The 21,723-nt window shown below is 69.5% G+C and carries 22 protein-coding genes, 1 tRNA gene and 1 pseudogene; 16 read left to right on the top strand and 8 right to left on the bottom strand.

All coding sequences use genetic code 11. The annotated features are described in order from the left end of the window. Positions 1–17: 17 nt before the first annotated feature. Positions 18–530, bottom strand: a complete 513-nt coding sequence (locus QUE44_RS10275) for a hypothetical protein (protein ID WP_286214429.1) — start codon at positions 528–530, stop codon at positions 18–20. A 662-nt stretch (positions 531–1,192) separates the two neighbouring features. Between QUE44_RS10275 and QUE44_RS10280 the strand changes: the two genes are divergently transcribed. Continuing rightward, a protein-coding gene (locus QUE44_RS10280; RefSeq protein ID WP_425557971.1) for an IS3 family transposase occupies positions 1,193–2,433 on the top strand; the annotation gives its coding sequence in 2 pieces (ribosomal slippage) (positions 1,193–1,478 and positions 1,478–2,433; 1,242 coding nt in all). Between the two features lie 28 nt (positions 2,434–2,461). Here QUE44_RS10280 and QUE44_RS10285 read toward each other — a convergent pair. The 4 genes and pseudogenes from QUE44_RS10285 to QUE44_RS10300 form a co-directional block, all read right to left on the bottom strand. Continuing rightward, positions 2,462–3,522: pseudogene (locus QUE44_RS10285) on the bottom strand (IS110 family RNA-guided transposase). Positions 3,523–3,837: 315 nt separating this feature from the next. Next, positions 3,838–5,145, bottom strand: a complete 1,308-nt coding sequence (locus QUE44_RS10290) for a type II toxin-antitoxin system HipA family toxin (RefSeq protein ID WP_286214432.1) — start codon at positions 5,143–5,145, stop codon at positions 3,838–3,840. A gap of 1 nt (position 5,146) precedes the next feature. Next, the gene (locus tag QUE44_RS10295) at positions 5,147–5,452 is read right to left on the bottom strand and encodes a helix-turn-helix transcriptional regulator (RefSeq protein ID WP_286214433.1); all 306 of its coding nucleotides are present in this window, start codon (positions 5,450–5,452) and stop codon (positions 5,147–5,149) included. Between the two features lie 261 nt (positions 5,453–5,713). Further along, positions 5,714–5,799 (bottom strand) — tRNA-Leu (locus tag QUE44_RS10300). Positions 5,800–5,847: 48 nt separating this feature from the next. On the opposite strand from QUE44_RS10300, the gene QUE44_RS10305 reads away from it, so the two are divergent. The 14 genes from QUE44_RS10305 (at position 5,848) to QUE44_RS10370 (ending at position 19,481) form a co-directional block, all read left to right on the top strand. Further along, on the top strand, positions 5,848–6,558 hold the full coding sequence (locus tag QUE44_RS10305) for an FHA domain-containing protein (protein WP_286214434.1): 711 nt from the start codon (positions 5,848–5,850) through the stop codon (positions 6,556–6,558). Next, positions 6,555–7,076, top strand: coding sequence for an FHA domain-containing protein FhaB/FipA (locus tag QUE44_RS10310; RefSeq protein ID WP_286214435.1), 522 nt, complete (start codon positions 6,555–6,557; stop codon positions 7,074–7,076). The genes QUE44_RS10305 and QUE44_RS10310 overlap by 4 nt, the downstream gene beginning before the upstream one ends. Continuing rightward, positions 7,076–8,275: a PP2C family protein-serine/threonine phosphatase gene (locus tag QUE44_RS10315; protein ID WP_286214436.1), complete on the top strand. Its 1,200-nt coding sequence runs from the start codon at positions 7,076–7,078 to the stop codon at positions 8,273–8,275. The genes QUE44_RS10310 and QUE44_RS10315 overlap by 1 nt, the downstream gene beginning before the upstream one ends. After that, on the top strand, positions 8,275–8,442 hold the full coding sequence (locus QUE44_RS10320; protein WP_286216800.1) for a hypothetical protein: 168 nt from the start codon (positions 8,275–8,277) through the stop codon (positions 8,440–8,442). The genes QUE44_RS10315 and QUE44_RS10320 overlap by 1 nt, the downstream gene beginning before the upstream one ends. Continuing rightward, positions 8,439–9,617: an FtsW/RodA/SpoVE family cell cycle protein gene (locus tag QUE44_RS10325; protein ID WP_350226826.1), complete on the top strand. Its 1,179-nt coding sequence runs from the start codon at positions 8,439–8,441 to the stop codon at positions 9,615–9,617. Before QUE44_RS10320 ends, QUE44_RS10325 begins: the two co-directional genes overlap by 4 nt. Beyond that, positions 9,614–11,077 (top strand): peptidoglycan D,D-transpeptidase FtsI family protein, encoded by a 1,464-nt coding sequence (locus QUE44_RS10330; protein WP_286214437.1) that lies wholly within the window; start codon positions 9,614–9,616, stop codon positions 11,075–11,077. Before QUE44_RS10325 ends, QUE44_RS10330 begins: the two co-directional genes overlap by 4 nt. Before the next feature lies 1 nt (position 11,078). Then, complete coding sequence (locus QUE44_RS10335; RefSeq protein WP_286214438.1) at positions 11,079–12,119, top strand: serine/threonine-protein kinase; 1,041 nt, start codon at positions 11,079–11,081, stop codon at positions 12,117–12,119. Beyond that, positions 12,082–14,217: a Stk1 family PASTA domain-containing Ser/Thr kinase gene (pknB, locus tag QUE44_RS10340; protein WP_286214439.1), complete on the top strand. Its 2,136-nt coding sequence runs from the start codon at positions 12,082–12,084 to the stop codon at positions 14,215–14,217. Before QUE44_RS10335 ends, pknB begins: the two co-directional genes overlap by 38 nt. A 67-nt stretch (positions 14,218–14,284) precedes the next feature. Beyond that, complete coding sequence (locus tag QUE44_RS10345) at positions 14,285–15,367, top strand: polyprenyl synthetase family protein (RefSeq protein WP_286214440.1); 1,083 nt, start codon at positions 14,285–14,287, stop codon at positions 15,365–15,367. Beyond that, positions 15,364–16,248 carry a phytoene/squalene synthase family protein gene (locus QUE44_RS10350; protein WP_286214441.1) on the top strand — a complete coding sequence of 295 codons (885 nt, stop codon included), beginning with the start codon at positions 15,364–15,366 and terminating at the stop codon, positions 16,246–16,248. The genes QUE44_RS10345 and QUE44_RS10350 overlap by 4 nt, the downstream gene beginning before the upstream one ends. Beyond that, entirely contained in the window at positions 16,245–17,897 is a 1,653-nt protein-coding gene (gene crtI, locus QUE44_RS10355) for a phytoene desaturase family protein (RefSeq protein WP_286214442.1), read from the top strand. Before QUE44_RS10350 ends, crtI begins: the two co-directional genes overlap by 4 nt. Next, a complete protein-coding gene (locus QUE44_RS10360) occupies positions 17,894–18,223 on the top strand; it encodes a lycopene cyclase domain-containing protein (RefSeq protein ID WP_286214443.1) in 330 nt (109 codons plus the stop codon). Before crtI ends, QUE44_RS10360 begins: the two co-directional genes overlap by 4 nt. Next, positions 18,220–18,600, top strand: a complete 381-nt coding sequence (locus QUE44_RS10365; protein ID WP_286214444.1) for a lycopene cyclase domain-containing protein — start codon at positions 18,220–18,222, stop codon at positions 18,598–18,600. Before QUE44_RS10360 ends, QUE44_RS10365 begins: the two co-directional genes overlap by 4 nt. Then, on the top strand, positions 18,597–19,481 hold the full coding sequence (locus tag QUE44_RS10370; protein WP_286214445.1) for a prenyltransferase: 885 nt from the start codon (positions 18,597–18,599) through the stop codon (positions 19,479–19,481). Before QUE44_RS10365 ends, QUE44_RS10370 begins: the two co-directional genes overlap by 4 nt. 37 nt (positions 19,482–19,518) lie before the next feature. On the opposite strand, the gene QUE44_RS10375 is transcribed toward QUE44_RS10370, so the two are convergent. From QUE44_RS10375 to QUE44_RS10385, 3 genes are read right to left on the bottom strand one after another with little or no spacing between them, the layout of a single operon-like run. Further along, on the bottom strand, positions 19,519–20,145 hold the full coding sequence (locus tag QUE44_RS10375; RefSeq protein WP_286214446.1) for an aminodeoxychorismate/anthranilate synthase component II: 627 nt from the start codon (positions 20,143–20,145) through the stop codon (positions 19,519–19,521). Then, on the bottom strand, positions 20,142–20,309 hold the full coding sequence (locus QUE44_RS10380) for a hypothetical protein (protein WP_286216801.1): 168 nt from the start codon (positions 20,307–20,309) through the stop codon (positions 20,142–20,144). Before QUE44_RS10380 ends, QUE44_RS10375 begins: the two co-directional genes overlap by 4 nt. Then, a complete protein-coding gene (locus QUE44_RS10385) occupies positions 20,306–21,034 on the bottom strand; it encodes a class E sortase (protein ID WP_286214448.1) in 729 nt (242 codons plus the stop codon). Before QUE44_RS10385 ends, QUE44_RS10380 begins: the two co-directional genes overlap by 4 nt. 95 nt (positions 21,035–21,129) lie before the next feature. On the opposite strand from QUE44_RS10385, the gene QUE44_RS10390 reads away from it, so the two are divergent. Further along, entirely contained in the window at positions 21,130–21,525 is a 396-nt protein-coding gene (locus QUE44_RS10390; protein ID WP_286214449.1) for a cell division protein CrgA, read from the top strand. Positions 21,526–21,723 lie beyond the last annotated feature (198 nt).

A 21,723-nucleotide genomic window follows, 5' to 3' on the forward strand; every position in this document is an offset into this window, starting at 1 on the left:
TCCTTCTGCGGCAGCCGTCAGTGGCTGAACGTGAGCGACGTGGTCTTGCACGGGTCAGCGCGTAGGACTCCTCGATCCTCGCAGATCCGCACGTCGACGACGTGCGACTGTCCCAGCAGATCCTCGGTGAGATCCGTGCCCACCACCGTCTTCGTGACGTCCGTCTGGCGGGTCCAGGCCGCCGAGGAGGTCGCCTTGGTGCGCACGCGCTCGACGTTGTAGTTGTTGAAGTAGCCCAGGAGGTTGCCCGAAATGCCGTACTCCCTGGCGAAGTAGTCGGTGTCGACCTTGGTGAACACGCCGTTACCGTTCGACCTCGTGTCACGCTGGTAGGCGGAGTCATACTCGAACGTCTGCCACGTTTTTGGGACGATCTCGCCCCGAGCCTGGGCGAGGTTCGCACCATCCTCGCTGAGGGTCAACGGCGAGGTCGCCGTCGCGAACGCTACCGCGTTCGCAACGGTGCCGCCGCCGAAGATCACGAGGCATGCCGTCGATACGGCAATGCCCACACGCAGGTTTCTCTTCACGCTGACTTGCTCCTTCGTCAATCCGCTCATCCTCGAGCGGGCCGACCCCCCCAGTAGGGCCTGCGAGGCACAAGATAGCGACCCGGGAGCTGGGAGGCAATAGCGACATAGGTTCCTCTCGAGAGCGCATCCCTCCTGCTATCTCACGAGTACGGCGAGTTGCAAGCCCCCACTTCTGGGGTGCTGTCGCATGGAGGGCGACCCTCCGGAACCGAGTAGCGCGACTCGCTTCCGGACCCGCCGGAGCCGGAGGCGAAAGCATGCCCGGAACCGGCCAAGACAGCCCTCGACCCCAGCCACGGCTACCAACGCAAAAACGGGTGAACCCCCATCACTGGGGGTTCACCCGTTCACGATGTCGTGAGACATCACATGGTGGCCGGTTCGGGCAATTCCGTCGGCCCTGGTAGGCCGCCCGTATCAAGCGGGGCGGATGTCCGTTTCCCACAGCGGTCGGCGCGATTTCCCACGGAGCGCGGCCGCGCAAGGCTGCGACCAGGCGGGGTCCGCGTACGGTGCGGCCGCGCCGTCGACAGAGCGCAATCCGCGTACGGGCGCGGAGTCAGCCTCTTCTCGAGCAGACCCGGACGCGCCACTTCCCACGCCAATGACCGAACAGCGATCTGAATCGGTCTGAGTTTTGTTCCGTCCTATCGACAAGGATGGAACCCATGACTCGTTACACCCCGGAGATGCGTGAGCGCGCGCTGAGGATGCTCGCGGAGGCGTTGCCGGATCACCCGAACTTGTGGAGCGCGGTGCGGCACGTCGCCGGGCTGCTGGGGATGAGCCCCGAGACGCTCCGCGTGTGGCATCGCCGCCTCGAGGTCGACGCCGGCGTTAAGCCTGGCGTGCCCAGCGATGCGGCCGAGGAGATCAAGCGCCTCAAGCGTGAGAACGCCGAGCTGCGCAAGGCCAACGAGATCCTCAAAGCCGCGAGCGTGTTTTTCGCCAAGGAGCTCGACCGCCCCTGACCGACATGATCCGGTTCATAGACGAACATCGGGATCAGTTCGGGGTTGAGCTCATCTGCCGCGTCCTCAGACGGGCAGTCCATGGCTTCCTCACGTCGCGTGGCTACCGCGCAGCAAAGACGCGCACGCCGTCGGCACGGCAACTGCGTGACGACCTGCTCATCCCCGAGGTCGCCCGCCTGCACGCAGAGAACTACGGCGTGTACGGGCGTCGCAAGATGCACGCGCTGATGCGCCGGCAAGGATGGGACATCGGACGCGACCAGACCGAACGCCTCATGCGCGCCGCCGGCGTGCGCGGCGTGAAGAAGTCCAAGCGCGTCTTCACGACCAAGAGCGATCCGAAGGCGGCGCTGCCGCGGGACCTCGTCAATCGGCACTTCGCGGCCGACGCGCCACGGCGGCTATGGGTCGCTGACATCACCTACGTCGCGACGTGGTCCGGCTTCGCCTACGTCGCGTTCGTCACTGACGTCTTCTCACGCAGGATCGTGGGCTGGACCGTCGCGTCGACCCTGAAGGCCGAGATCCTGCCCTTGCAGGCGCTCGACATGGCCGCGTGGGACGCCGGCGGCGACCTGAGCGGGCTGACGCATCACTCGGACCACGGCTCGAACTACATGGCGATGGTCTACACCGACCGCGTCGTCGAGCTCGGCGCGAAGCCCTCGACGGGAACCGTGGGCGACAGCTACGACAACGCCCTCGCCGAGGCGATCAACAACCTCTACAAGACCGAGCTGATCCGCCAGCGCGGCCCCTGGCGAACCGTCGAGCAGGTCGAGCTCGCGACCCTTGCGTACGTGTGGTGGTGGAACAACCAGCGCCTGCACGGCGAGCTCGGGATGCGGACACCACTCGAGGTCGAAGAGGCCTACTACGCTGACCTCGAATCACCCCAGCCGGTACCTGCCGGACAGGGAAACTGAGCGGAACGAAACTCAGGATGCTTCTATGTCATGTCAAGGCCTCGGAGTGGTGGAGTTGCCGGTAGACCTGTCGGGCGATGTATCGCTTGAGGCAGCGGCGGATCTCCTTGGTCGATAGTCCTCGGCGCGGCGTCGTTCGACGTAGGCGCGGGTGGGCTCGTGGTGGGACATCCGTGTCAGCGTGATCGAGGACAGTGCTCGGTTGAGGCGGCGGTCGCCGCCGCGGTTGAGGCGATGGCGGTTGGTGTTTCCGGAGGACGCTGGAAGCGGGCTCGTGCCCGATAGGACCGCGAACGCCGCTTCGGAACGGATGCGGCCGTCGTGCGACCACGCGGCGATCAAGACCGCGGCGTTGATCGGGCCGATGCCGGGAAGTTCGAGCAGGTGAGCGCCGTCGCTGGCCGCCACGAGCGCGGTGATCTGCTCGCGGTTGGCCGCGAGTTCGACATCGCAGGCGAGGACGTGCCGAGCGAGCCGGGTTGCCTCGTATCGTGCTGTGGCGATCGCGAGGCCCTCGCTACGGGTGCGCCAACCGGCGATAGTTTCGAACTGGGTGCGGCTCAGCGAACGACGGGCGTCGATACCGAGGTCGACCGTGCGCACGAGCGCGGTGAGGGCGTTGATCGCGCGAGTGCGTTCGGTGTTCATCAACTCGCGGGCGCTGACTAGGACGCGCAAAGCCCCTCGTACACCTGTGTCGTCGCGTGGATCGCGCAGTCGGTCGATGTCGGCCCCGAGGACGGAGCGGGCGATGAGCTCGGCATCGATGTCGTCGCTCTTGCCCCGGCCGTGGCGCGCTGCCGCGGGCGTGGCGAAGGGTTCGACGACGCGATAGCCGCCGTCATGACAAGCGCGCGCCAGGCGGGCACCGTATGAGCCGATGCCCTCGATGACGACGAGCGTCGAGGCGGGTGTCGTGGTGCGCTTGGCGATCCAGTTCACCGCGCGCGCCATCCCGGCGTTCGTGGCGGGGAACGTATCCGACGCGGTCCTCGCGCCGGTGGTTGCGTCAATGATCGCGAGGGTATGCGTGCGGGCGTGGGTGTCGGCCCCGATGACGAAGCCGACCTCGTTTGCGACGATAGACATGGTGTGCGTGATCCTTTCCGTGGGTGACGTCACTGTCGTCGGCGTCGACCCGGGAGAGATCACTTCGAGGCAGGCCTGTAATGGGTCACGACCGCTGCAACGGTCGGGCAAGCTTCTGATCAAGCCATCGGAGTGGGCCGGGTCGGCGTCGGCATCCCGCTCGGATGGACAGATCCCGGGAAAGGCACACCGCAGCCGCGGCGGCCAGTCGATTCAGGGGTCACACCCGAGCAGGAACGCCAACACCAACCCTGCCAGCCGGCCCCAGGCCAGCCACTCACAGACTTACAGCCGATTCAATCCGAGATCGAGCGATCATCGGGGGCGGCGCGGGCCACGCCGCGCGACCGATCTGCTCGATGCCGTGGTGCCCATCTGGCTCGCCGCAGCCTCGGTCCGCTCCCAGACGATCTCCCACGCTTGATCGCTCACTCCGCGGTACGCCGAGCGATCAATCTCGGTGAGCACTGTGGAGAGGTCACCGATGACCGCACTCACCGTATTCCGTGCAAGTCGGCCAGGGATTCCCCATGCTTCGGCCTCGGCGATCACGTCTGAGACGGTGATGTCGTCAACGAGGGTCTTGCTGTTGACGTCCAGTGCAAACCTGCGGCCGTCGCGCTCATGGTGCAGGTGCATCGCGATGTCGTATGCCGGCGAGAGCTCGGCGGTGCCGTCGTCGTAGCGGAGGAACGAGATGTTCTTCGCGTGCATGTCCGTGTTCCCGACCAACGTGGAGAAGGTCACGAGTCGCAGGAGGGCGCGCAGGTCGGCCCCATCGGCACGCATCACAGCGGCTGCGTGCCTGAGCGAGGGCATCGTTGAGCCCCACTGGAACTTGCGATTCGGGTCGCGTGTATCGAGGCCGATGGCTTGCGCGAGATCCTCCTGGTGCCATCGCTCGACGACGCCACTGTCATCGATGGTGCGGTCGTACCGCGAGACCGCGATTGCACGCGTGGATTCAAACTCGAGGATCTCGGCACGGATGTCAGTAAGGCCGAGTGTGCGGGCCAAGTGCAGCGCGGCGACCTCGGTGTCGATCGTGTCCGCGGTGAGTGAGTCGGCAGGGTTGCCACGCTTGATGATCCAGGTCGATGCCGCGCCCTCCTTGCACGCGAGCCAGGTGCCGTCTTCAGCTCGATGGGCGACGATCTTGGGAACCATTCCGGGAAGCGTCGACGAGTCAGCGGTGCCCGCTGCTGGCGATCGCGTGTCGGCGTGGACGATCCTGGCCTCGAGCTCGGCCAGATCGATCGGCTCGTAGTGGCCGGTCCGCTCGGGATCCCGTGCCGAGTCGGGCGCAAAGACGGCCGCGCCTGGAGTGTCGAGCCCGTACGCGCGGATCAGTCCGAACGTGTCGTCAGGAGGAATGCCGGCGTCGAATGCGTGGTTCGTGCGGGCGTTGCCTTCAGGAAGGAGCCCATCGAGGTAGTTCTTCACCATCGGAGAGCCGACGGGCTCGCCAATGGGCAACTTGGCGGACAAGATGCGGGACCCGAGCGGCCAGCGCTCCGCGGCCTCGCTGGTCCATGCAAGGGAGAGCCGGTCATTGGTGGACTCGGCGATCGTGGCCGCTCGGGTGCCATAGATCCACACGCCGAGCGACTCGCGCCCGCTCATGTCAGGGCCCATCGCTCTCGCCGCGTGCGGCAATCTGCGAGCGACGGGCGCGTGCCTGATGACGACGCCCTGCTGCGTCAGGGACAAGTTCGATACGCAGCCCGAGCTCGCGAAGTGAATCGAAGAGACGGCGAGCGTAGAGGTTGGGCTCGCCAGACTCGATGTTGTAGACATAGCGCCGACTCACACCGATCGCTTCCGCAAGCTCATCTTGGGTGAGATCGACCTCGATACGCCGACGGGCGATCGCTTCTCCGAGTGCCTCCGGCGAGCGGATGGGCAGACGTGCAGGTTCTGAACCCTCCATGACTGCACTCCTCACGGGCTGATATCTTCCCACGAGACTAACGGGCGCATATCGGCCCGTCAATCACGCGGGCGGATATGCGCCCACGAAAGGGCTTGAGCACGGGGAACGCCCCTCCACCACGCACGAAGGTCATCGCCCTCATCCACGACCGCGACACCACCATCATCAGCGCCAACCCCAGCCACGACTACCGACGCAAAAACGGGTGAACCCCCATCACTGGGGGTTCACCCGTTCACGATGTCGTGAGACATCACATGGTGCGCGAGGGGGACTTGAACCCCCACGCCCTTTCGGGCACACGGACCTGAACCGTGCGCGTCTGCCAATTTCGCCACTCGCGCGCGCCGAGCAACTCTAGCACGTTTCGCAGGGCCTATACGATGGGCCGCATGGGTGTGCTAGACCGCTTCGAGCGCGGCGTCGAGAACGTCATGCAGAACGCGTTCGCGCGCACATTCAAGTCCGGGGTCAAGCCCGTCGAACTTGCCGCCGCGGTGAAGCGCGAATGCGACGCGCGTGCGGCGGTGGTCGACCGCGGCCGCACGGTCGCCCCCAACGAGTACGGGATCGCGCTGTCTCCCACGGACATGGAGACCGTCGAACAGTGGGGTCTCGACGCACTGAGCCACGAGATTGTCGAGTCGCTGCGCACGCATGCCGAACGTCAGCGCTACTCCTTCGTGGGCGCCGTCGACGTCGCCTTCGACGTCGACGACACGCTCGCGACCGGCCGCTACGCGGTGGTGTCGCGCACCACGCGCGGGCCGGTGGCCCCCGCGACCACCTCGAACCCCAGTTCGCGCTACCCGCTGCTCGACATCGACGGCACGCGCTACTACCTCACCGGCGACGCGACGGTGATCGGCCGCGGCTCGGAGTCGGACATCGTGGTCGACGACACCGGCGTCAGCCGGCGTCACGTGCGCCTCGAGGTCACGGCGCACGGCACGATCCTCACCGACCTCGGGTCCACCAACGGCACGTTCGTCGAGGATCAGAAGGTCAGTGAGGCCACCCTCCTCGATGGCAACGCGGTCACGATAGGCCGCACCACCATGATGTACTGGGACGCCATCGATGGGGACGAGGACGACGAGTGAGCCAGCTCTCGATCACGCTGTTGCGGATGGGCTTTCTGGTGCTCTTGTGGGCGCTGGTGCTCTCCGCGATTGCCGTGCTTCGCGCGGACCTCTATGGCACGCGCATCACGGCGAGGGGCCGCGGTCGAGAGTCACGACGGGCGGCCGATGCTCGGGCCGACAAGACCGCCGCGCCCGGCCGAGCGTCCACGGGGGTACGCACGGGGTCGATCTCGACCAAGGATCCCGCGGCGGGCCACCTCGCAGTGACGGCCGGCCCCCTCAAGGGCACGACGATCCCGCTGGGCTCGGCACCCGTCCTGGTCGGCCGCGCGAGCACCTGCACTCTCGTCATCGACGACGACTACTGCTCCGCCAAGCACTGCCGCATCTATCCCGACGGTGACCGCTGGATGATCGAGGATCTGGGCTCGACGAACGGCACCTACCTCGGCAATCAGCGCGTGACGGACCCGGTGCCGTTCCGCGAGGGCGAGGTCGTGCGCATCGGCGCCACCGCCCTGGAGCTGCGCCGCTGATGTTCCTCGGGATCCACTTTGCCGCGCGCTCCGACGTGGGTCTCGTGCGCTCAAGCAACCAGGATTCCGGCTTCGCGGGCCCCCATCTGCTGGCCGTCGCGGACGGCATGGGCGGCGCGGCGGGCGGCGACATCGCCTCCTCGATCGCGATCGCGCGCCTCGCGGCCCTCGAGGGCGAGGCCCACGGTCCCGACGACGCGCTTGACGAGCTCAAGTCCGCGATCTCCGACGCCCACGCGCAGATCGTGATGCGCGCGCGCAACGACCCGGAACTGTCGGGGCTCGGCACCACGGTGACCGCGCTGCTGCGTTCGGGCGCGACGCTGTCGATGGCGCACATCGGCGACTCGCGCGCCTACCTGCTTCGCGACGGCGTGCTCGATCAGGTCACCACCGATCACTCGTTCGTCCAGCATCTGGTCGACACGGGCCGGCTGTCCGTCGCGGATGCCGAGCATCACCCCAAGCGTTCGATGCTGCTGCGCGTCCTGGGAGACATCGACGCGGACATCCCGGTCGACATCTCGGTGCGCGAGACGCGTGCGGGCGACCGCTGGATGTTGTGCTCCGACGGCCTATCCGGGGTCGTCAGCAAGGACACGATCCGGGAGACGATGCTCGAGGTCGCCGACCCGGGCGACTGCGCCGACGCGCTCGTGGGCCTCGCCCTCTCCGCCGGCGCGCCCGACAACGTCACGTGCGTGATCGGGGACATCGTCGACATCGACGCGTCACCCGACGGCGTAGGCCCGCCGACCGCGTCGCAGATCGTCGGATCGGCCGCGCGCGACCGCCGCAAGCCCTCGGCGGGCGGCGACACCCCCGCGGGCAAGGCGGCCCGCCTGGCCGCGCGCGAAGACCCGGACGACGAGGACGAACCTGCGCGCGACGGCTGGCAGCGCCTGCGCCCGTGGATCCTGCCCTTCGTCGTGCTGCTCGCCCTGGTGGGCGCCGCGTGGGGCGGGTACTGGTGGTCGCAGCAGCAGTACTTCGTGGGCGAATCCGATGGCTTCGTGACGATCTACCGGGGCATCCCCGAGTCTCTCGGCTCTCTCACGCTGTCGACCGTGGTCGAGAAGACCGGCGTCCCCGTCGATGAGCTCGCGCCCTATCAGCGGGAGCGGGTGAGCGACGCGATCCGGGTGGGCACCTTTGAGCAGGCCACGGCCGTCGTCGCCTCCCTGGGAACGGGCGCGTAGTGGCGACCGTCGCCGAGGTGACGGTCCGCACGGGCCGGCGCTCCGAACTGGGGCTGCTCGCGCTCGCCACCGGCGTGGCCGTGCTGTCGCGCGGACTCGTCGACTATCACGCCGACGTCCTCGAGCTCGGGGGCTCGGCGCGTACGCGCTGGGCTGGATCGCGGTGAGCCTCGTGCTGCACTTCGCGGTGCGGCGGTGGGCCTCCTTCGCCGATCCCGTCCTGCTCCCCGCGGTGCTCGCGCTCAACGGAATCGGCCTCGCGATGATCCGCCGGATCGACTTCGCCTATGCGGATCGCGGCCGCGACACCTCCTTCGGTGAGGTGCAGATCGTGTGGAGCCTCCTCGGGGCGGCCTTGGCGGTCGCGGTCATCCTGCTGCTGCGCGACTACCGCCTGCTGCGGCGCTTCACGTACACCGCCGGCGTGCTCGGTCTCGTGGGGCTCGTGCTTCCCCTCATGCCCGTGATCGGCACGCAGATCAACGGCGCGCGCATCTGGATCACGGTCTTCGGGCGGTCGCTGCAGCCCGCCGAGTTCGCCAAGATCGCCTTCGTCATCTTCTTCGCGGGCTATCTGGTGTCGAACAGGGACACGCTCGCGCTGGCCGGACCCAAGGTCCTCGGGATGCGCTTCCCGCGCCCGCGCGACATGGGACCGCTCGCGCTCGTGTGGGTCGCCGCAATGATGGTGCAGATCTACGAGCGCGACCTGGGCACCTCGCTCCTGCTCTTCGGGATCTTTGTCGCGATGCTCTACGTCGCGACCGAGAGGCTCAGCTGGGTGATCGTCGGCATGGGCATGTTCGCGGCGGGCGCGGTGCTCGCGGGGACACTGTTCAGCCACGTCGGTTCGCGCTACACGGCGTGGCTGCACGCGCTCGACCCCGAGGTCTACCGCTCGGGCGCGTCCGAGCAGCTCGTGCGCGGCCTGTTCGGCATGGCCTCGGGCGGGCTGTTCGGCACCGGCTGGGGCGAGGGGCGACCCGACCTCGTGCCGTATGCCGAGTCCGACTTCATCGTCAGCTCGCTCGGCGAGGAGCTGGGCCTCACGGGGCTGATGGCGATCCTCACGCTGTACGTGATCATCGTGCAGCGCGCGATGCGCACCGCGATCGGCGTGCGCCACGGCTTTGGCAAGCTCCTCGCGGCCGGGCTCGGCTTCGCGATCGCGCTCCAGGTCTTTATCGTCGTGGGCGGTGTCACGCGCGTCATCCCCCTCACCGGCCTCACCACGCCGTTCCTCGCCTACGGCGGCTCGTCGATGCTGGCCAACTGGGTGATCGTGGGCCTGCTCCTGCGCATCTCGGACCAGGCCCGCCGCCCCGAGGAGGTGCGCGCGTGAACGAGCCCGTGCGTCGACTGTCCGTCGTCGTCCTCGTGATGTTCCTCGCCCTGATGTCGGCGGCCTCGTACATCCAGGTGATCTCCGCGGGCGACCTCAACCAGGACCCGCGCAACGTACGCACGCTCTACCGCGAGTACGGCACCTTCCGTGGGCCCATCGTGGTCGACGGCGAGTCCGTGGTGTGGTCGCAGTCCGTCGACTCGCCCTTCAACTTCCAGCGCACCTACGCCGACGGCCCCCTGTACGCGTCCGTCACGGGCTACTACTCGATCGTGTTCGGCCGCACGGCGATCGAGCAGACCGAGAACGAGCTTCTCGCCGGCACGGCCGACTCGCTGTTCTGGACCAGGCTGGGCAACCTCGCCTCGGGAGAGACGCAGCGCGGCGCGAGCGTCGAGCTCACGCTCAGCGCCGCGATCCAGGAGGCCGCCGCCGCCGCGCTGGGCGACAACACCGGAGCGGTCGTCGCGCTCGACCCCGCGACGGGCGAGGTGCTCGCGATGGTGACGAGCCCCACGTACGACCCCGCCCTGCTCGCGAGCCACAGCTCCGCCGAGGTCAACGCGAACTACCAGGAGCTGCTCGCCCAGGAGGACGGTCCGCTCGTCAATCGGGCGATCGCCGGCGACACCTACCCGCCGGGCTCGACCTTCAAGCTCATCGTGTCCGCCGCGGCCCTCGAGGCCGGATACGAGGCGGACTCGGAGTTGTACGCGCCCGACGAGCTACCGCTCCCGCAGAGCTCGAACGTGCTGGGCAACTACGGCGGAGCCGCGTGCTCCGACGACGAGCGCCAGACCCTCGCCGACGCGCTGCGCATCAGCTGCAACACCGCCTTCGCCAACCTGGGCATGACGCTCGGGTGGGGCGTCATTGAGCGCAAGGCGAAGGAGTTCGGCTGGGGAGAGCAGCTCTCCATCCCGCTCGCGGTGACGCCGTCACGCCTCCCCGAGAACCCCGACAGGGCGCAGACCGCGATGGCGTCGATCGGCCAGTACGACGACCGCGCCACTCCGCTGCAGATGGCGATGGTGGCCGCCGGCATCGCGAACGACGGCGTCCTCATGAGCCCCTACCTCGTGGACCAGGTGCGCGACGCGAGCCTGCGCCTCATCGAGGACTCGGAGCCCGAGGAGTTCTCCTCGCCCATGACGACGGCGGACGCGAACACGCTCACCGAGATGATGGTCGGCGTGGTCGAGTCGGGCAGCGCGACATCGGCGCAGATCCCCGGCGTGCGCGTCGCAGGCAAGACCGGCACCGCGGAGACGGGCACCGACGAGCGGCCGCACGCGTGGTTCGTCGGCTTCGCCCCCGCCGAGGACCCGGTCATCGCGATCGCGGTGCTCGTCGAGAACGGCGGGTCGACCGACGGCGAGATCACGGGCGGCCGGGTCGCGGCGCCGATCGCGCGCTCCGTGATCGAGGCCGCCCTCACGGAACGGGCGGGAGGCTGACATGGCGATTCACGCGGGGACCACGCTTGGCGGACGCTACGTACTGCGCTCGCTGCTCGCGGTGGGCGGCATGGGTGAGGTGTGGCGCGGCACGGATGCCGACCTCGAACGCGACGTCGCCGTCAAGGTGCTCAAGGACGGCGCGGCGGAAAACGAGACGTTCCTCAAGCGCTTCCGCAACGAGGCGACCAACGCGGCGGGGCTGTTGCACGCCAACATCGCGCAGGTCTACGACTTTGGCGACCACGACGGCACGCCCTACCTAGTCATGGAGCTCGTCGAGGGCGAGCCGCTGTCGACGATCCTCGAGCGCGAGCACACGCTCGAGGAGGCCCGGCTCGTCACGCTCCTGCGCCACACGTGCCGCGGGCTCGACGCCGCGCACGCCGCCGGCGTCATGCACCGCGACGTCAAGCCGGGCAACCTCCTGGTCCAGGAGGGCGACCACGTCAAGATCACGGACTTCGGCGTGAGTCGAGGCACCGACCAGACCACGCTCACGGCGACCGGCATGGTGATGGGTACCGCCCAGTACCTCGCCCCCGAACTCGCGCTCGGCAAGCCCGCGACCCCAGCCTCGGACCTCTACGCGATGGGCATCATCGCGTTCGAGGCCGTCGTGGGCAAGAGGCCGTTCACGGCCGCGAGCGCGGTCGACATCGCGATCTCGCAGGTCAACGACCCCGTGCCGCCGTTGCCTGAGGGCGTATCGCCCGACCTCGCGGCGCTCATCCTGAAGCTTCTCGAGAAGAACCCGCGCCGCCGCCCTCACTCCGCCCTCGAGCTCGACCGCATGCTCGCGAGCCTCGAGCTCATCGAGGCGGGCAGCGAAGTGCCGGTGCCCGCCTCGAGCGCGGTGCCGATTGCCGCGCCCGCACGCCGCGCGATGCCCCCTCGATCGCACCACGAGAATTCCGACCACGCCCCGACGTCGAACGTCGCCGGCCGCGACCCCGGTAGGTGCGACAATGGCCCCCAGCACGACGGACCACGAAGGACACTCCATGAACGAAGAGCCGAAGATCCTCGCCGGACGGTATGAGGTCGGCGACCTCATCGGCCGCGGCGGGATGGCCGAGGTCCATGTCGGCTACGACACGCGGCTGGGCCGCACCGTAGCGATCAAGATCCTGCGCGCGGACCTCGCGCGCGATCCGTCCTTCCAGACGCGCTTCCGCCGCGAGGCCCAGGCGGCCGCGGGCCTCAACCACCCCAGCATCGTCGCCGTGTACGACACGGGCGAGGACACGATCGTGGGCGCGAACGGCAACCCTCAGGCGGTGCCGTTCATCGTGATGGAGTACGTCGAGGGTCACACCGTCCGCGAGATCCTCAAGGGCGACGTCGCGGCGCCCATCGACGAGGCCGTCGAGATCACCGCGGGAGTGCTCGCGGCCCTCGACTACTCGCACCACGCCGGGCTGGTCCACCGCGACATCAAGCCCGCCAACATCATGCTCACGCCCACGGGCGCGGTGAAGGTCATGGACTTCGGCATCGCGCGTGCGCTCGCCGATGCCGGCCAGACCATGACCCAGACGCAGGCGGTCGTGGGGACGGCGCAGTACCTCTCTCCCGAGCAGGCGCGCGGCGAGAACGTCGACGCCCGGTCGGACCTCTACTCGACCGGCTGCGTGCTCTTCGAGCTGCTGACCGGACGGCCGCCCTTCGTGGGCGACTCGCCGGTCTCCGTGGCGTACCAGCACGTGCGCGAGCCCGCGCCGCGTCCGTCGGAGTTCGCGTCCGACGTGCCAGAAGAGCTCGACCGCGTGGTGCTGCGTGCGCTCAGCAAGAACCGCGACGAGCGCTACTCGAGCGCCCAGGAGTTCCTCGCGGACCTGCGCGCGGTCATGGCGGGAGACGAGATCTCGCCGTCGACCGGGGCGATCGCGCTGGGTTCGGCGGCGCTGGGTTCGGCGGCGCTGGGAGCCGGCGTCGCGGGCGTGGCCGCCGCGGCGGGCGGTCCCGAGACCGGAGCGACCGAGATCATGCCGAGCGCTCCCGTCACAGGCGAGACGGCCGTCATGGAGGGTGGCCCGTGGGCCGCCGTCGGACAGCCGCCGTCGATCTCTCCCCAGGGCGACCCCGTCACCGGAGCGGTCGGCACGCTCGAGGAGGACGAGGACGACGCCGCGGCGCTGCGCAAGCGCCGCATCATCCAGTGGTCGATCCTGGGCGCCGCGCTCCTCGCCGCGATCCTGCTCATCATCGCGCTGTTCATGATGACGCGCGACACACCGGGCGCCGAGCCCAGTCCGTCCGCCGAGACCATCGCCCTCACCAACCTCGCGGGCATGACCCAGGCCGAGGCCGAGGCAGAACTCGAGGCGCTCGGCCTCGAGGGCACCTTCACGCCAGAGGCCTCCGACACGGTCGAAGAGGGGCTCGTCACGCGCACCGATCCGGAGGCGCGCCTCATGGTGCCCGTGGGCTCGACGGTCGAGGTGTTCGTGTCGTCGGGCGCGGACGTCGTCATCGTGCCCGATGTCCGCGGCTTCGAAGAGGACGTGGCCCGTAAGGCGCTCGAGGATGCCGGCCTGCGCGTGGTGCGCACCGACACCGAGGACGACGGCGGAATCGATGCCGGCCGTGCGTCGAGCACGGATCCCGCGGCGAACGAGGAGGTGCCGCGCGATACCGCGGTCACGCTCTACCTGTCGACGGGCGAGGTGGAGCTGCCGAACCTCGTGGGGTCGACCGAGTCGGACGCCCGCGCACAGATCAGCGAGCTGGGGCTCGTGCCCAGCGTCACGTACCGCGAGACCGGCGACGAGCCGGCGGGCCGCGTGCTCAAGCAGGAGCCGGGCGCAGGCAAGGTCGCGCGCGGCTCGACCGTGACGCTCACGGTCGCCGAGGCGCCGTCGACGGTCGCCGTGCCCGACGTCGTGGGACGCTCCGAGGGCGCGGCCCGCAACGACATCACGGGCCAGGGCCTCGAGGTGGGCAACGTGTCGACGGACACGTCCGCCGCCGACCCCGACAAGGCGGGCACCGTGAAGTCGACCAACCCGCGCGGCGGCACGCAGGTCACCCCGGGCACGGTCGTCGACCTGGTGCTGTGGTGCGACGTGCGCTCCGTGACGGTCACGCCCGACCCCGAGAACCCCGAGGCCACCGAGCAGCATTTCGAGTGCCGATAGTCACGGTTCAATGACGGCGCCGCCCCCGGGGAATACCCCCGGGGGCGGCGCTGTCTATGCTGGCATGATGATGCCCCTCGCCACCGTCGACGGGGTGCGCGACTTTGTCGTCAGCGGCCTGCCCGCGGTCCAACGCGCCCTCGACGACCACGTCACCCAGGCCATGTCAGAGCTGCCTGCGGCCGGCACCGACTACCGCAACCTGTGGGCGTCGATCGGCGACCAGTACCTGGGCGGCAAGAACCTGCGGCCGTCGCTCACGCTCGCCGCGTATGCGGGGCTGGGCGGCGACGAGCCCGAGGCCGTGGTGCCGGTGGCCGCCGCGATGGAGATGCTCCACACCGCGATGCTCATCCACGACGACATCCTCGATGGCGACGAGGTCAGGCGGGGCCGCCCGAACGTCGCGGGCACGCGCCGGCGCGCGCTCGCCGGCAGCACGCTGGCGCCCGCCCAGGTGGACGCTCACGTGCTGTCCGCCGCACTCCTGGGCGGCGACCTGGCCCTGGCATCGTCCTACGACCTCATCTCGCGCGCGAAGCTTCCCGCGCACCACCGCATCGCGTGTCTCGACCTCGTCACGCGCGCGATCCGCACCACGATCGCAGGCGAACTCCTCGACATGTATGCGGACGTGCTCGCTCCCGAGGACGCGAACTCGCTCCTGGTCGCCGAGCTCAAGACGGCAACCTACTCCGTCGTGGTGCCGATGCTGGCGGGCGCGCAGCTCGCGGGGGCGGACCCCACGATGGTGAGCCACCTCGAGAAGCTGGGCGCGTCGCTCGGGCTGAGCTTCCAGCTGATCGACGACGACCTGGGCGTGTTCGGCGACCCGGCCCTCACCGGCAAGTCCGTCCTGTCGGACCTGCGGGCGGGCAAGCGCACCGAGTTGCTGCGCCTCGGCTTCCAGCAGGCCGATGCCCCCGGCCGTGCGGTGCTCGCCGCCGCGGTGGGCAACTCGCGCCTCGACGACGCGGGAGCGGATCGTGTGCGCGAGGTGCTCATCGAGTCGGGCGCCCGCAAGCGCGCTCTCGCCGTCGCGCGTCAGCACACCAAGGTCGCGCGCCGCATCGCCTCCGAGCGCATCCCGTCGCCGCTGTCGGGCTTCCTGGTCGACCTCATGGACGAGCTGGAGGGGCGCTCGTCGTGAGCCCCTCGCACCGCCAGCCCTCCGATCCATCCCCCTCCCTCGCCCTCTACGACGCGACGGCCCGCGACGCAGCCGCGCGCGTGATCGCGCGCTACTCGACCTCGTTCGGGCTGGGCACGCGGCTGCTGGGCCGCGCGATGCGCGCACACATCGAGGCGATCTACGCGATGGTGCGGGTCGCCGACGAGGTGGTCGACACCTATCGAGGGGACGATGCCGAGGCCCAGTTGGAGAGGTTCGTCGCCGAGGTGCACGCGGCGATGGACGGCGGCTTCAGCACGGACCTGGTCGCCCACGCGTTCGGACTCACCGCGCGCGAGGTGGGGATCACGCGCGAACAGACCGAGCCGTTCTTCGCGTCGATGCGCATGGACCTCACGCGGACGGTCCACACGCGGGACTCGCTCGCCGCGTACATCTTCGGCTCCGCCGAGGTCGTGGGGGAGATGTGCCTCGCGGTCTTCGTCAACACGGGACACGGCCCCCGTCCGCTGGATCCCGACGTGCGTGCCGGCGCGCGGCGCCTGGGCGCCGCCTATCAGAAGGTGAATTTCTTGAGAGACCTCGCAAGCGACACCTCGAACCTAGGCCGGTCGTACTTTCCCGGCGTGACGGCGACGACCCTGACGGATGCGACGCTGGCCGAGCTGGTCGCGGACTGCCGCGCGGACATTCGCGCGGCGGAGGCGACGCTGCCCGCCCTGCCGCGACGCGCGCGCGTCGCCGTGGGCACCACGGTCGACATCTACGCCCGGCTGCTGCGGCAGATCGAGGCCACCCCGGCGCGCGAGCTCGAGCGCCGCCGCGTGCGCGTCGCGGACCCGATCAAGGCCGCCCTCGCGGCACGCAACGCGTGCGGACTGCGCGGGAGGACCGCATGAGCGCCGTGTCGGACGCCGCGCAGCGGGGCAGCACCGCCCGTCCCCGCATCGTCGTGATCGGCGGAGGGGTGTCGGGACTCGCGACCGCGGGGCTGCTCGCGCGCGGCGGCGCCGACGTCACGCTCGTCGAGCGGCACGCGGAGCTCGGCGGGCGGTCGGGGCGCCTCGAGGTCGACGGCCACACGTTCGACACCGGCCCCTCGTGGTATCTCATGCCCGAGGCCTTCGCGCAGTACTTCGCGCTCATGGGCAGGGACGTCGACGTCGAGCTCGACCTCATCGAGCTCGACCCGCGCTACCGCGTGTTCTTCGAGGGCGCCGAGCCCGACGGCATCGCGGAGGTGCTCGACGTGAGCGCCGACTCCGAGGAGAACTGGCGCCGCTTCGACGCGATGAGCCCCGGCGAGGGCGACGCGATGCGCGCGTACGCGAAGGACGCGGGCGAGTTCTACCGGATCGCGCTCGACCGCTTCCTCTACACGACCTTCGAGAGGCCGCTCGCGGTGCTCAACGCTGGCGTGATCCGGCGGATGACCACGCTCGTGCCGCTGCTCGTGCAGTCGCTGGGAGGGCGCATTGCGGCACGCGTGCGCGACCCGCGGCTGCGGCAGGTGCTGGGCTTCCACGCGGTCTTCCTCGGCTCCGCGCCCTCGCGCGTGCCGTCGCTGTTCTCCCTCATGAGCCACTTGGACCTCACGGACGGCGTGCGCTACCCGCGCGGCGGCATGTTCGCGATCATCGAGGCGCTCGCGCGGATCGCGCGCGAGGAGGGCGCGGAGCTGCGCACCTCCGCCCCCGTGGCGCGCATCCTCGTCGACGACCGCGGCCTCGCGACGGGCGTCGAGCTCGAGTCGGGCGAGGTGATTCGTGCCGACTCCGTGGTGTCGGGCGCGGACCTCCACCACACCGAGACCACGCTGGTCCCCGAGAGGTGGCGCGCCCACCCGGAGCGCCGCTGGCACCGTCGCAAGCCCGGCGTAAGCACGCTCCTCGCGATGGTGGAGGTCGACGGAGAGGTGCCCGAGCTCGCGCACCACAGCCTGTTCTTCTCGCGCGATTGGGACGCCAACTTCGAGGCCATCATGGGACGCCGCCTGCCTCCCGTGCCAGCCTCGGTCTACGTGTCCCGCGTGGGCGCGACGGATCCGAGCGTGTCTCCCGCCGGCAAGGACTCCCTGTTCTTCCTGGTGCCGTTCCCCGCCGACACGGCCCTGGGTGCGACCGAGCCCTCGCGCGAGCGTCTCGAGGAGGTGGCACGCGCGTACATCGCACAGGTGGGCGCATGGGCCGGCGTCGAGGACCTCCCCGGCCGATCGCGCGTGCTCTCGCTCACGACCCCGGCCGACTTCGAGGGGCGCCTGGGTGCCTGGCAGGGCGGCGCGCTCGGCCTTGAGCACACGCTGCTCCAGTCCGCGATGTTCCGCCCCGCCAACGTCTCCTCACGCATCCCCAACCTGCTGTACGTGGGGGCCTCGACCACCCCAGGCATCGGCGTCCCGCTGTGCCTCATCTCCGCGGAACTGGTGGCCAAGCGCCTGCTGGGCGCCACGGACGCGGGACCGCTGCCCACGCCTGCGCCGCGCGGCTTCCTGGGCCGCTCGCGCGCACGCGGCGTGCTGGGCAACCTCGCGCGACGGGCGCGCGCATGACCCACGCGTTCTATCTGATCGCGCTGGTGGTGTCGATCGCGGGACTCGTCACGCTCGATGCGCGCTACCGGATCGCGATCTTCGACCGGCCGCGCCCCGCCCTCCTCACGCTCGCGATCGGGGTCGCGTTCTTCCTGGTGTGGGACGCGATCGGGGTGGGCCTCGGAATCTTCTTCGTGGGCGAGGCGCCGTATCAGACGGGCATCATGCTCGCGCCGGAGATCCCTCTCGAGGAGCTGTTCTTCCTCATCCTGCTCGTGTACCAGACGCTGCTGCTGTGGCGCTGGTTCGACGGGCGCCGCGCTCAGGCGGGAGCCGTGGCATGACGTACGTGGTGCTCTCGCTTGCGGTGCTGGCGATCGTGGCGGCGGTGACCGTGCCCACGCTGCGCCGGCTTCCCGCGCGCCCGATCCTCCTCACCGGCCTGGTGCTGATCGCGCTGACCGCGGTGTTCGACAACCTCATCGTGGGACTGGGGATCGTGGCCTACGACCCCGACAAGATCTCGGGACTACGGCTGCTGCACGCCCCGATCGAGGACTTCGCGTACAGCCTGGGCGCGATCATGCTGGTCCCCGCCCTGTGGACCTGGCTCGCCCGCCCCTCGCACCCCTCCGGCCCCTCCTCGCCATCCACCGTTCGGGACACTCAGGACTCGTCAACCCCGCCCACTGGGCCCTCTCGGGACACTCAGGACTCATGACCACCCTCGCCAGCATCGTCAAGGCCTCTCGCCCCGTCTCGTGGATCAACACCGCCTTCCCCTTCGCGGCCGCGTATCTGCTCGTCACCCGCGAGGTCGACGCGGTCCTCGTGGTGGGCACGCTGTTCTTCCTCGTCCCGTACAACCTGCTGATGTACGGCATCAACGACGTCTTCGACTACGAGTCGGACCTCGCCAACCCCCGCAAGGGCGGCATCGAGGGCGACGTGATTCGCGACCGCGAGCGCGCACGGCGGGTGCATCGCGCGATCCTGTGGGCCTGCGCGATCACGGTGCTTCCTCCCCTGGCGTGGCTGCTGACGCAGGGCACGGTCGCGGCCGGCGTGACGCTGCTGCTGGTGCTCTTCGGCGTCGTCGCCTACTCCGCGCCGGGTCTGCGCTTCAAGGAGCGCCCCTTCCTCGACTCGCTGACCTCGGCGTTGCACTTCTGCGGCCCGCTGCTCTACGGCCTGGTGATCGCGGGAGCCTCGCTCACCGCGCGCGACACGTGGCCCGTGTGGGTGGCGTTCATCCTGTGGGGCATGGCGAGTCACGCCTTCGGGGCCGTGCAGGACGTGCGCGCGGACCGCGAGGGCGGGATCGGGTCGGTCGCGACGGTGATCGGGGCGCGCGCCACCGTAGGGGTCGCGTTGGCGCTCTACGTAGCATCGTCCCTGGTGCTGCTGCTGCTCCCGTGGCCTGGAGTGCTCGCGGCGGTGCTCCCGCTCGTGTACGTGGCGTCGGTCGCGCGGTTCGTGCGCGTCACGGATGACACCTGTGAGGACGCCAATCGCGGCTGGCGCACGTTCCTGTGGCTCAATCAGCCGGTGGGCTTCGCCGTGACGATGCTCGTGATCGCGGTCTGGAGAGACTGGCTCTAGGCCCGTCGGGCGCCGCGGGGAAGCGCGCCACGGAGTCCTAGCGGCGCACGAGCGGCGACAGGCCGGCCGAGCGGCCCTCGGGATCCGGCATCCCACACACCTCGAGCCAGTTCGCGAGCAGGCGGTGCCCGCCCTCGGTCAGCACCGACTCGGGATGGAACTGCACGCCATGAAGCGGCAACGAGCGGTGCCGCAGTCCCATGATGATCCCGTTGGCAGTCGACGCCGTGACCTCGAGTTCATCAGGCACGGTCGGGTTCTCCACGGCCAGCGAGTGGTAGCGCGTCGCGGTGAACGGCGATGGCAGCCCGGCGAGCACTGACTCGCCCCCGTGCGCCACCGAGGACGTCTTGCCGTGCATGAGCTCCGGCGCGTGCGAGACCACGCCACCGAAGACCTCCGCGAGCGCCTGGTGACCCAGGCAGATGCCCAGCATCGGGGTTCCGGTCTCCGCGCACTGGCGAATGACGTCCATCGACGCGCCGGCCTCGGCGGGCGTCCCGGGACCGGGGGAGATGAGCACCCCGTCGTAGTCGGCGATCGCGCCCGCGGTACCCACGGCATCGTTCCTCACGACCACCGTCTCCGCGCCCATCTGACGCAGATAGCCCACGATCGTGTAGACGAAAGAGTCGTAGTTGTCGACCACCAGGATCCGTGTCACGGCGCCGCCTCCACATTCGTCTCTTGGATGTCGAACGTGACGGAGAACCACGGGAACACCCACTGGAACAGCACTCCAACCACCGCGGTGATCACCAGGAGAAGGATCACGAGCCGGACCCATGCCGGCCCGGGAAGCACGCGCCACACCCAAGGGAAGATCATGGCTGGGATACCTCCTCGAGGATCTCGGCGGGAACGGCGTCGCCCACGGGCGCCCAGTACTCGAGCTCTCCGTGCACGATGAACCGCTCCGCCGCGGAGAACATCGGGTGGCACGTCGTGAGGGTGATGTAGTGGCCGTCGGGAGCGGCGCCCGGCTGCCCTGGGACGGGGGCAATCACCTCGACCTGGTGCGGCAGGACGATGCTGTCGTCCGTGACGCGGTAGACGTACCAGGCCTCTTGGGTCTGGACCACGAGGGCGTCGCCGTGTTCGAGCTCGGCGATCCTGTTGAAGGGCTTGCCGTACGTGGTGCGGTGCGCGCTGATCGCGAAGTTGCCCAGCTCTCCCGGCATACCCGTGCCCGGGTAGTGGCCGATGCCCAGGACGTCGAGCACCTCGCGGCGCGTCACGCCCTCCGAGATGGGCTTGACGTAGTCGGTGCCCCACCGCGGCACGTACAGCGTCGCGAACGTCGTGCGGAACTCGGGCTCCTCCATGACGGGCGCGGTGTCGGGAGACTGCTTGTCGGCATCGGCGATCACCAGCGGGCCGGCCGGCTCGGCAGCGTCACCCGGCTCCTCCGCCTCGATCTCCCCCGTATACGCCCAGTCGAGCGTCTCGAGGACCTCCTGCTGCTCGCGCGCCGCGGTGACGTCCGTGTAGAACAGCTGCCACACCACGTAGAGCCCGACCACGGCGCCGGCGAGGATCAGCAGCTCACCCACGAGGGAGACGAGGCGCGCGCCGATCCCTGGACGGCGGGCGGCGGCGGGCGCCGCGACTGCCGCGGAGCCAGGGGGGCTCCGGCGTCGGCGGGGCTGTGGGGAGGCGCGGTCATGAGGAGTCCAGTCTACGGGAGGCCACGCAGGGCGCGGAATCCCTGACTCTCGCGCGCGCTCGGTACCCTAGGACCCTGACCTCGCGCGCTCGGGCGCAAGGCCACGACGTACGGAGTGATAGTGGCAGTCTCGAAGAAGCGCGACGACAAGGCCGTCAAGGCGTTCAAGGCCCCCGCAACCTGGGCAAGCCCAGCAACGACAACCCCAAGTGGCTGCTGCCTGTCGCGCTCACGGCGCTGGCGTTGGGCCCCACCTGGATCGTCGTCTACTACGTGTCCAAGGCGAACTACCCGATCCCGGGGATCGGCGACTGGAACCTTGCGGTCGGATTCGTCTTCATGGCCGCCGGAATGGTGCTGCTGACCCGCTGGAAGTGACCCCACCCGCGGGCGTTGTCCCCAGGTTCCTCCACACCGGTGGAGAAACCACACGGGTGTAGTTATCCCCCGCTGTGCACAAGATTGGGGATAACTACACCGGTGTCATTCACAGCTGTGGACGATGCCGGGGAGAGCGGTCCGGGCGCGTCGCCGTCGCGGTGGGGGTCCGCCGTCGCGGCCCGCGAGTGGGGGTGG

This window comes from Demequina sediminis, from assembly GCF_030296675.1.
In the GTDB taxonomy this organism is placed as follows: Bacteria; Actinomycetota; Actinomycetes; order Actinomycetales; family Demequinaceae; genus Demequina; species Demequina sediminis.

What these genes read in the sequence shown, in the direction of transcription:
- QUE44_RS10290 (WP_286214432.1), bottom strand. Translation starts at nt 5,145, where the DNA reads ATGAGCGGGCGCGAGTCGCTCGGCGTGTGGATCTATGGCACCCGAGCG.
- QUE44_RS10295 (WP_286214433.1), bottom strand. Translation starts at nt 5,452, where the DNA reads ATGGAGGGTTCAGAACCTGCACGTCTGCCCATCCGCTCGCCGGAGGCA.
- QUE44_RS10305 (WP_286214434.1), top strand. Translation starts at nt 5,848, where the DNA reads ATGGGTGTGCTAGACCGCTTCGAGCGCGGCGTCGAGAACGTCATGCAG.
- QUE44_RS10315 (WP_286214436.1), top strand. Translation starts at nt 7,076, where the DNA reads ATGTTCCTCGGGATCCACTTTGCCGCGCGCTCCGACGTGGGTCTCGTG.
- QUE44_RS10335 (WP_286214438.1), top strand. Translation starts at nt 11,079, where the DNA reads ATGGCGATTCACGCGGGGACCACGCTTGGCGGACGCTACGTACTGCGC.
- pknB (WP_286214439.1), top strand. Translation starts at nt 12,082, where the DNA reads ATGAACGAAGAGCCGAAGATCCTCGCCGGACGGTATGAGGTCGGCGAC.
- QUE44_RS10345 (WP_286214440.1), top strand. Translation starts at nt 14,285, where the DNA reads ATGATGCCCCTCGCCACCGTCGACGGGGTGCGCGACTTTGTCGTCAGC.
- crtI (WP_286214442.1), top strand. Translation starts at nt 16,245, where the DNA reads ATGAGCGCCGTGTCGGACGCCGCGCAGCGGGGCAGCACCGCCCGTCCC.
- QUE44_RS10360 (WP_286214443.1), top strand. Translation starts at nt 17,894, where the DNA reads ATGACCCACGCGTTCTATCTGATCGCGCTGGTGGTGTCGATCGCGGGA.
- QUE44_RS10365 (WP_286214444.1), top strand. Translation starts at nt 18,220, where the DNA reads ATGACGTACGTGGTGCTCTCGCTTGCGGTGCTGGCGATCGTGGCGGCG.
- QUE44_RS10370 (WP_286214445.1), top strand. Translation starts at nt 18,597, where the DNA reads ATGACCACCCTCGCCAGCATCGTCAAGGCCTCTCGCCCCGTCTCGTGG.
- QUE44_RS10380 (WP_286216801.1), bottom strand. Translation starts at nt 20,309, where the DNA reads ATGATCTTCCCTTGGGTGTGGCGCGTGCTTCCCGGGCCGGCATGGGTC.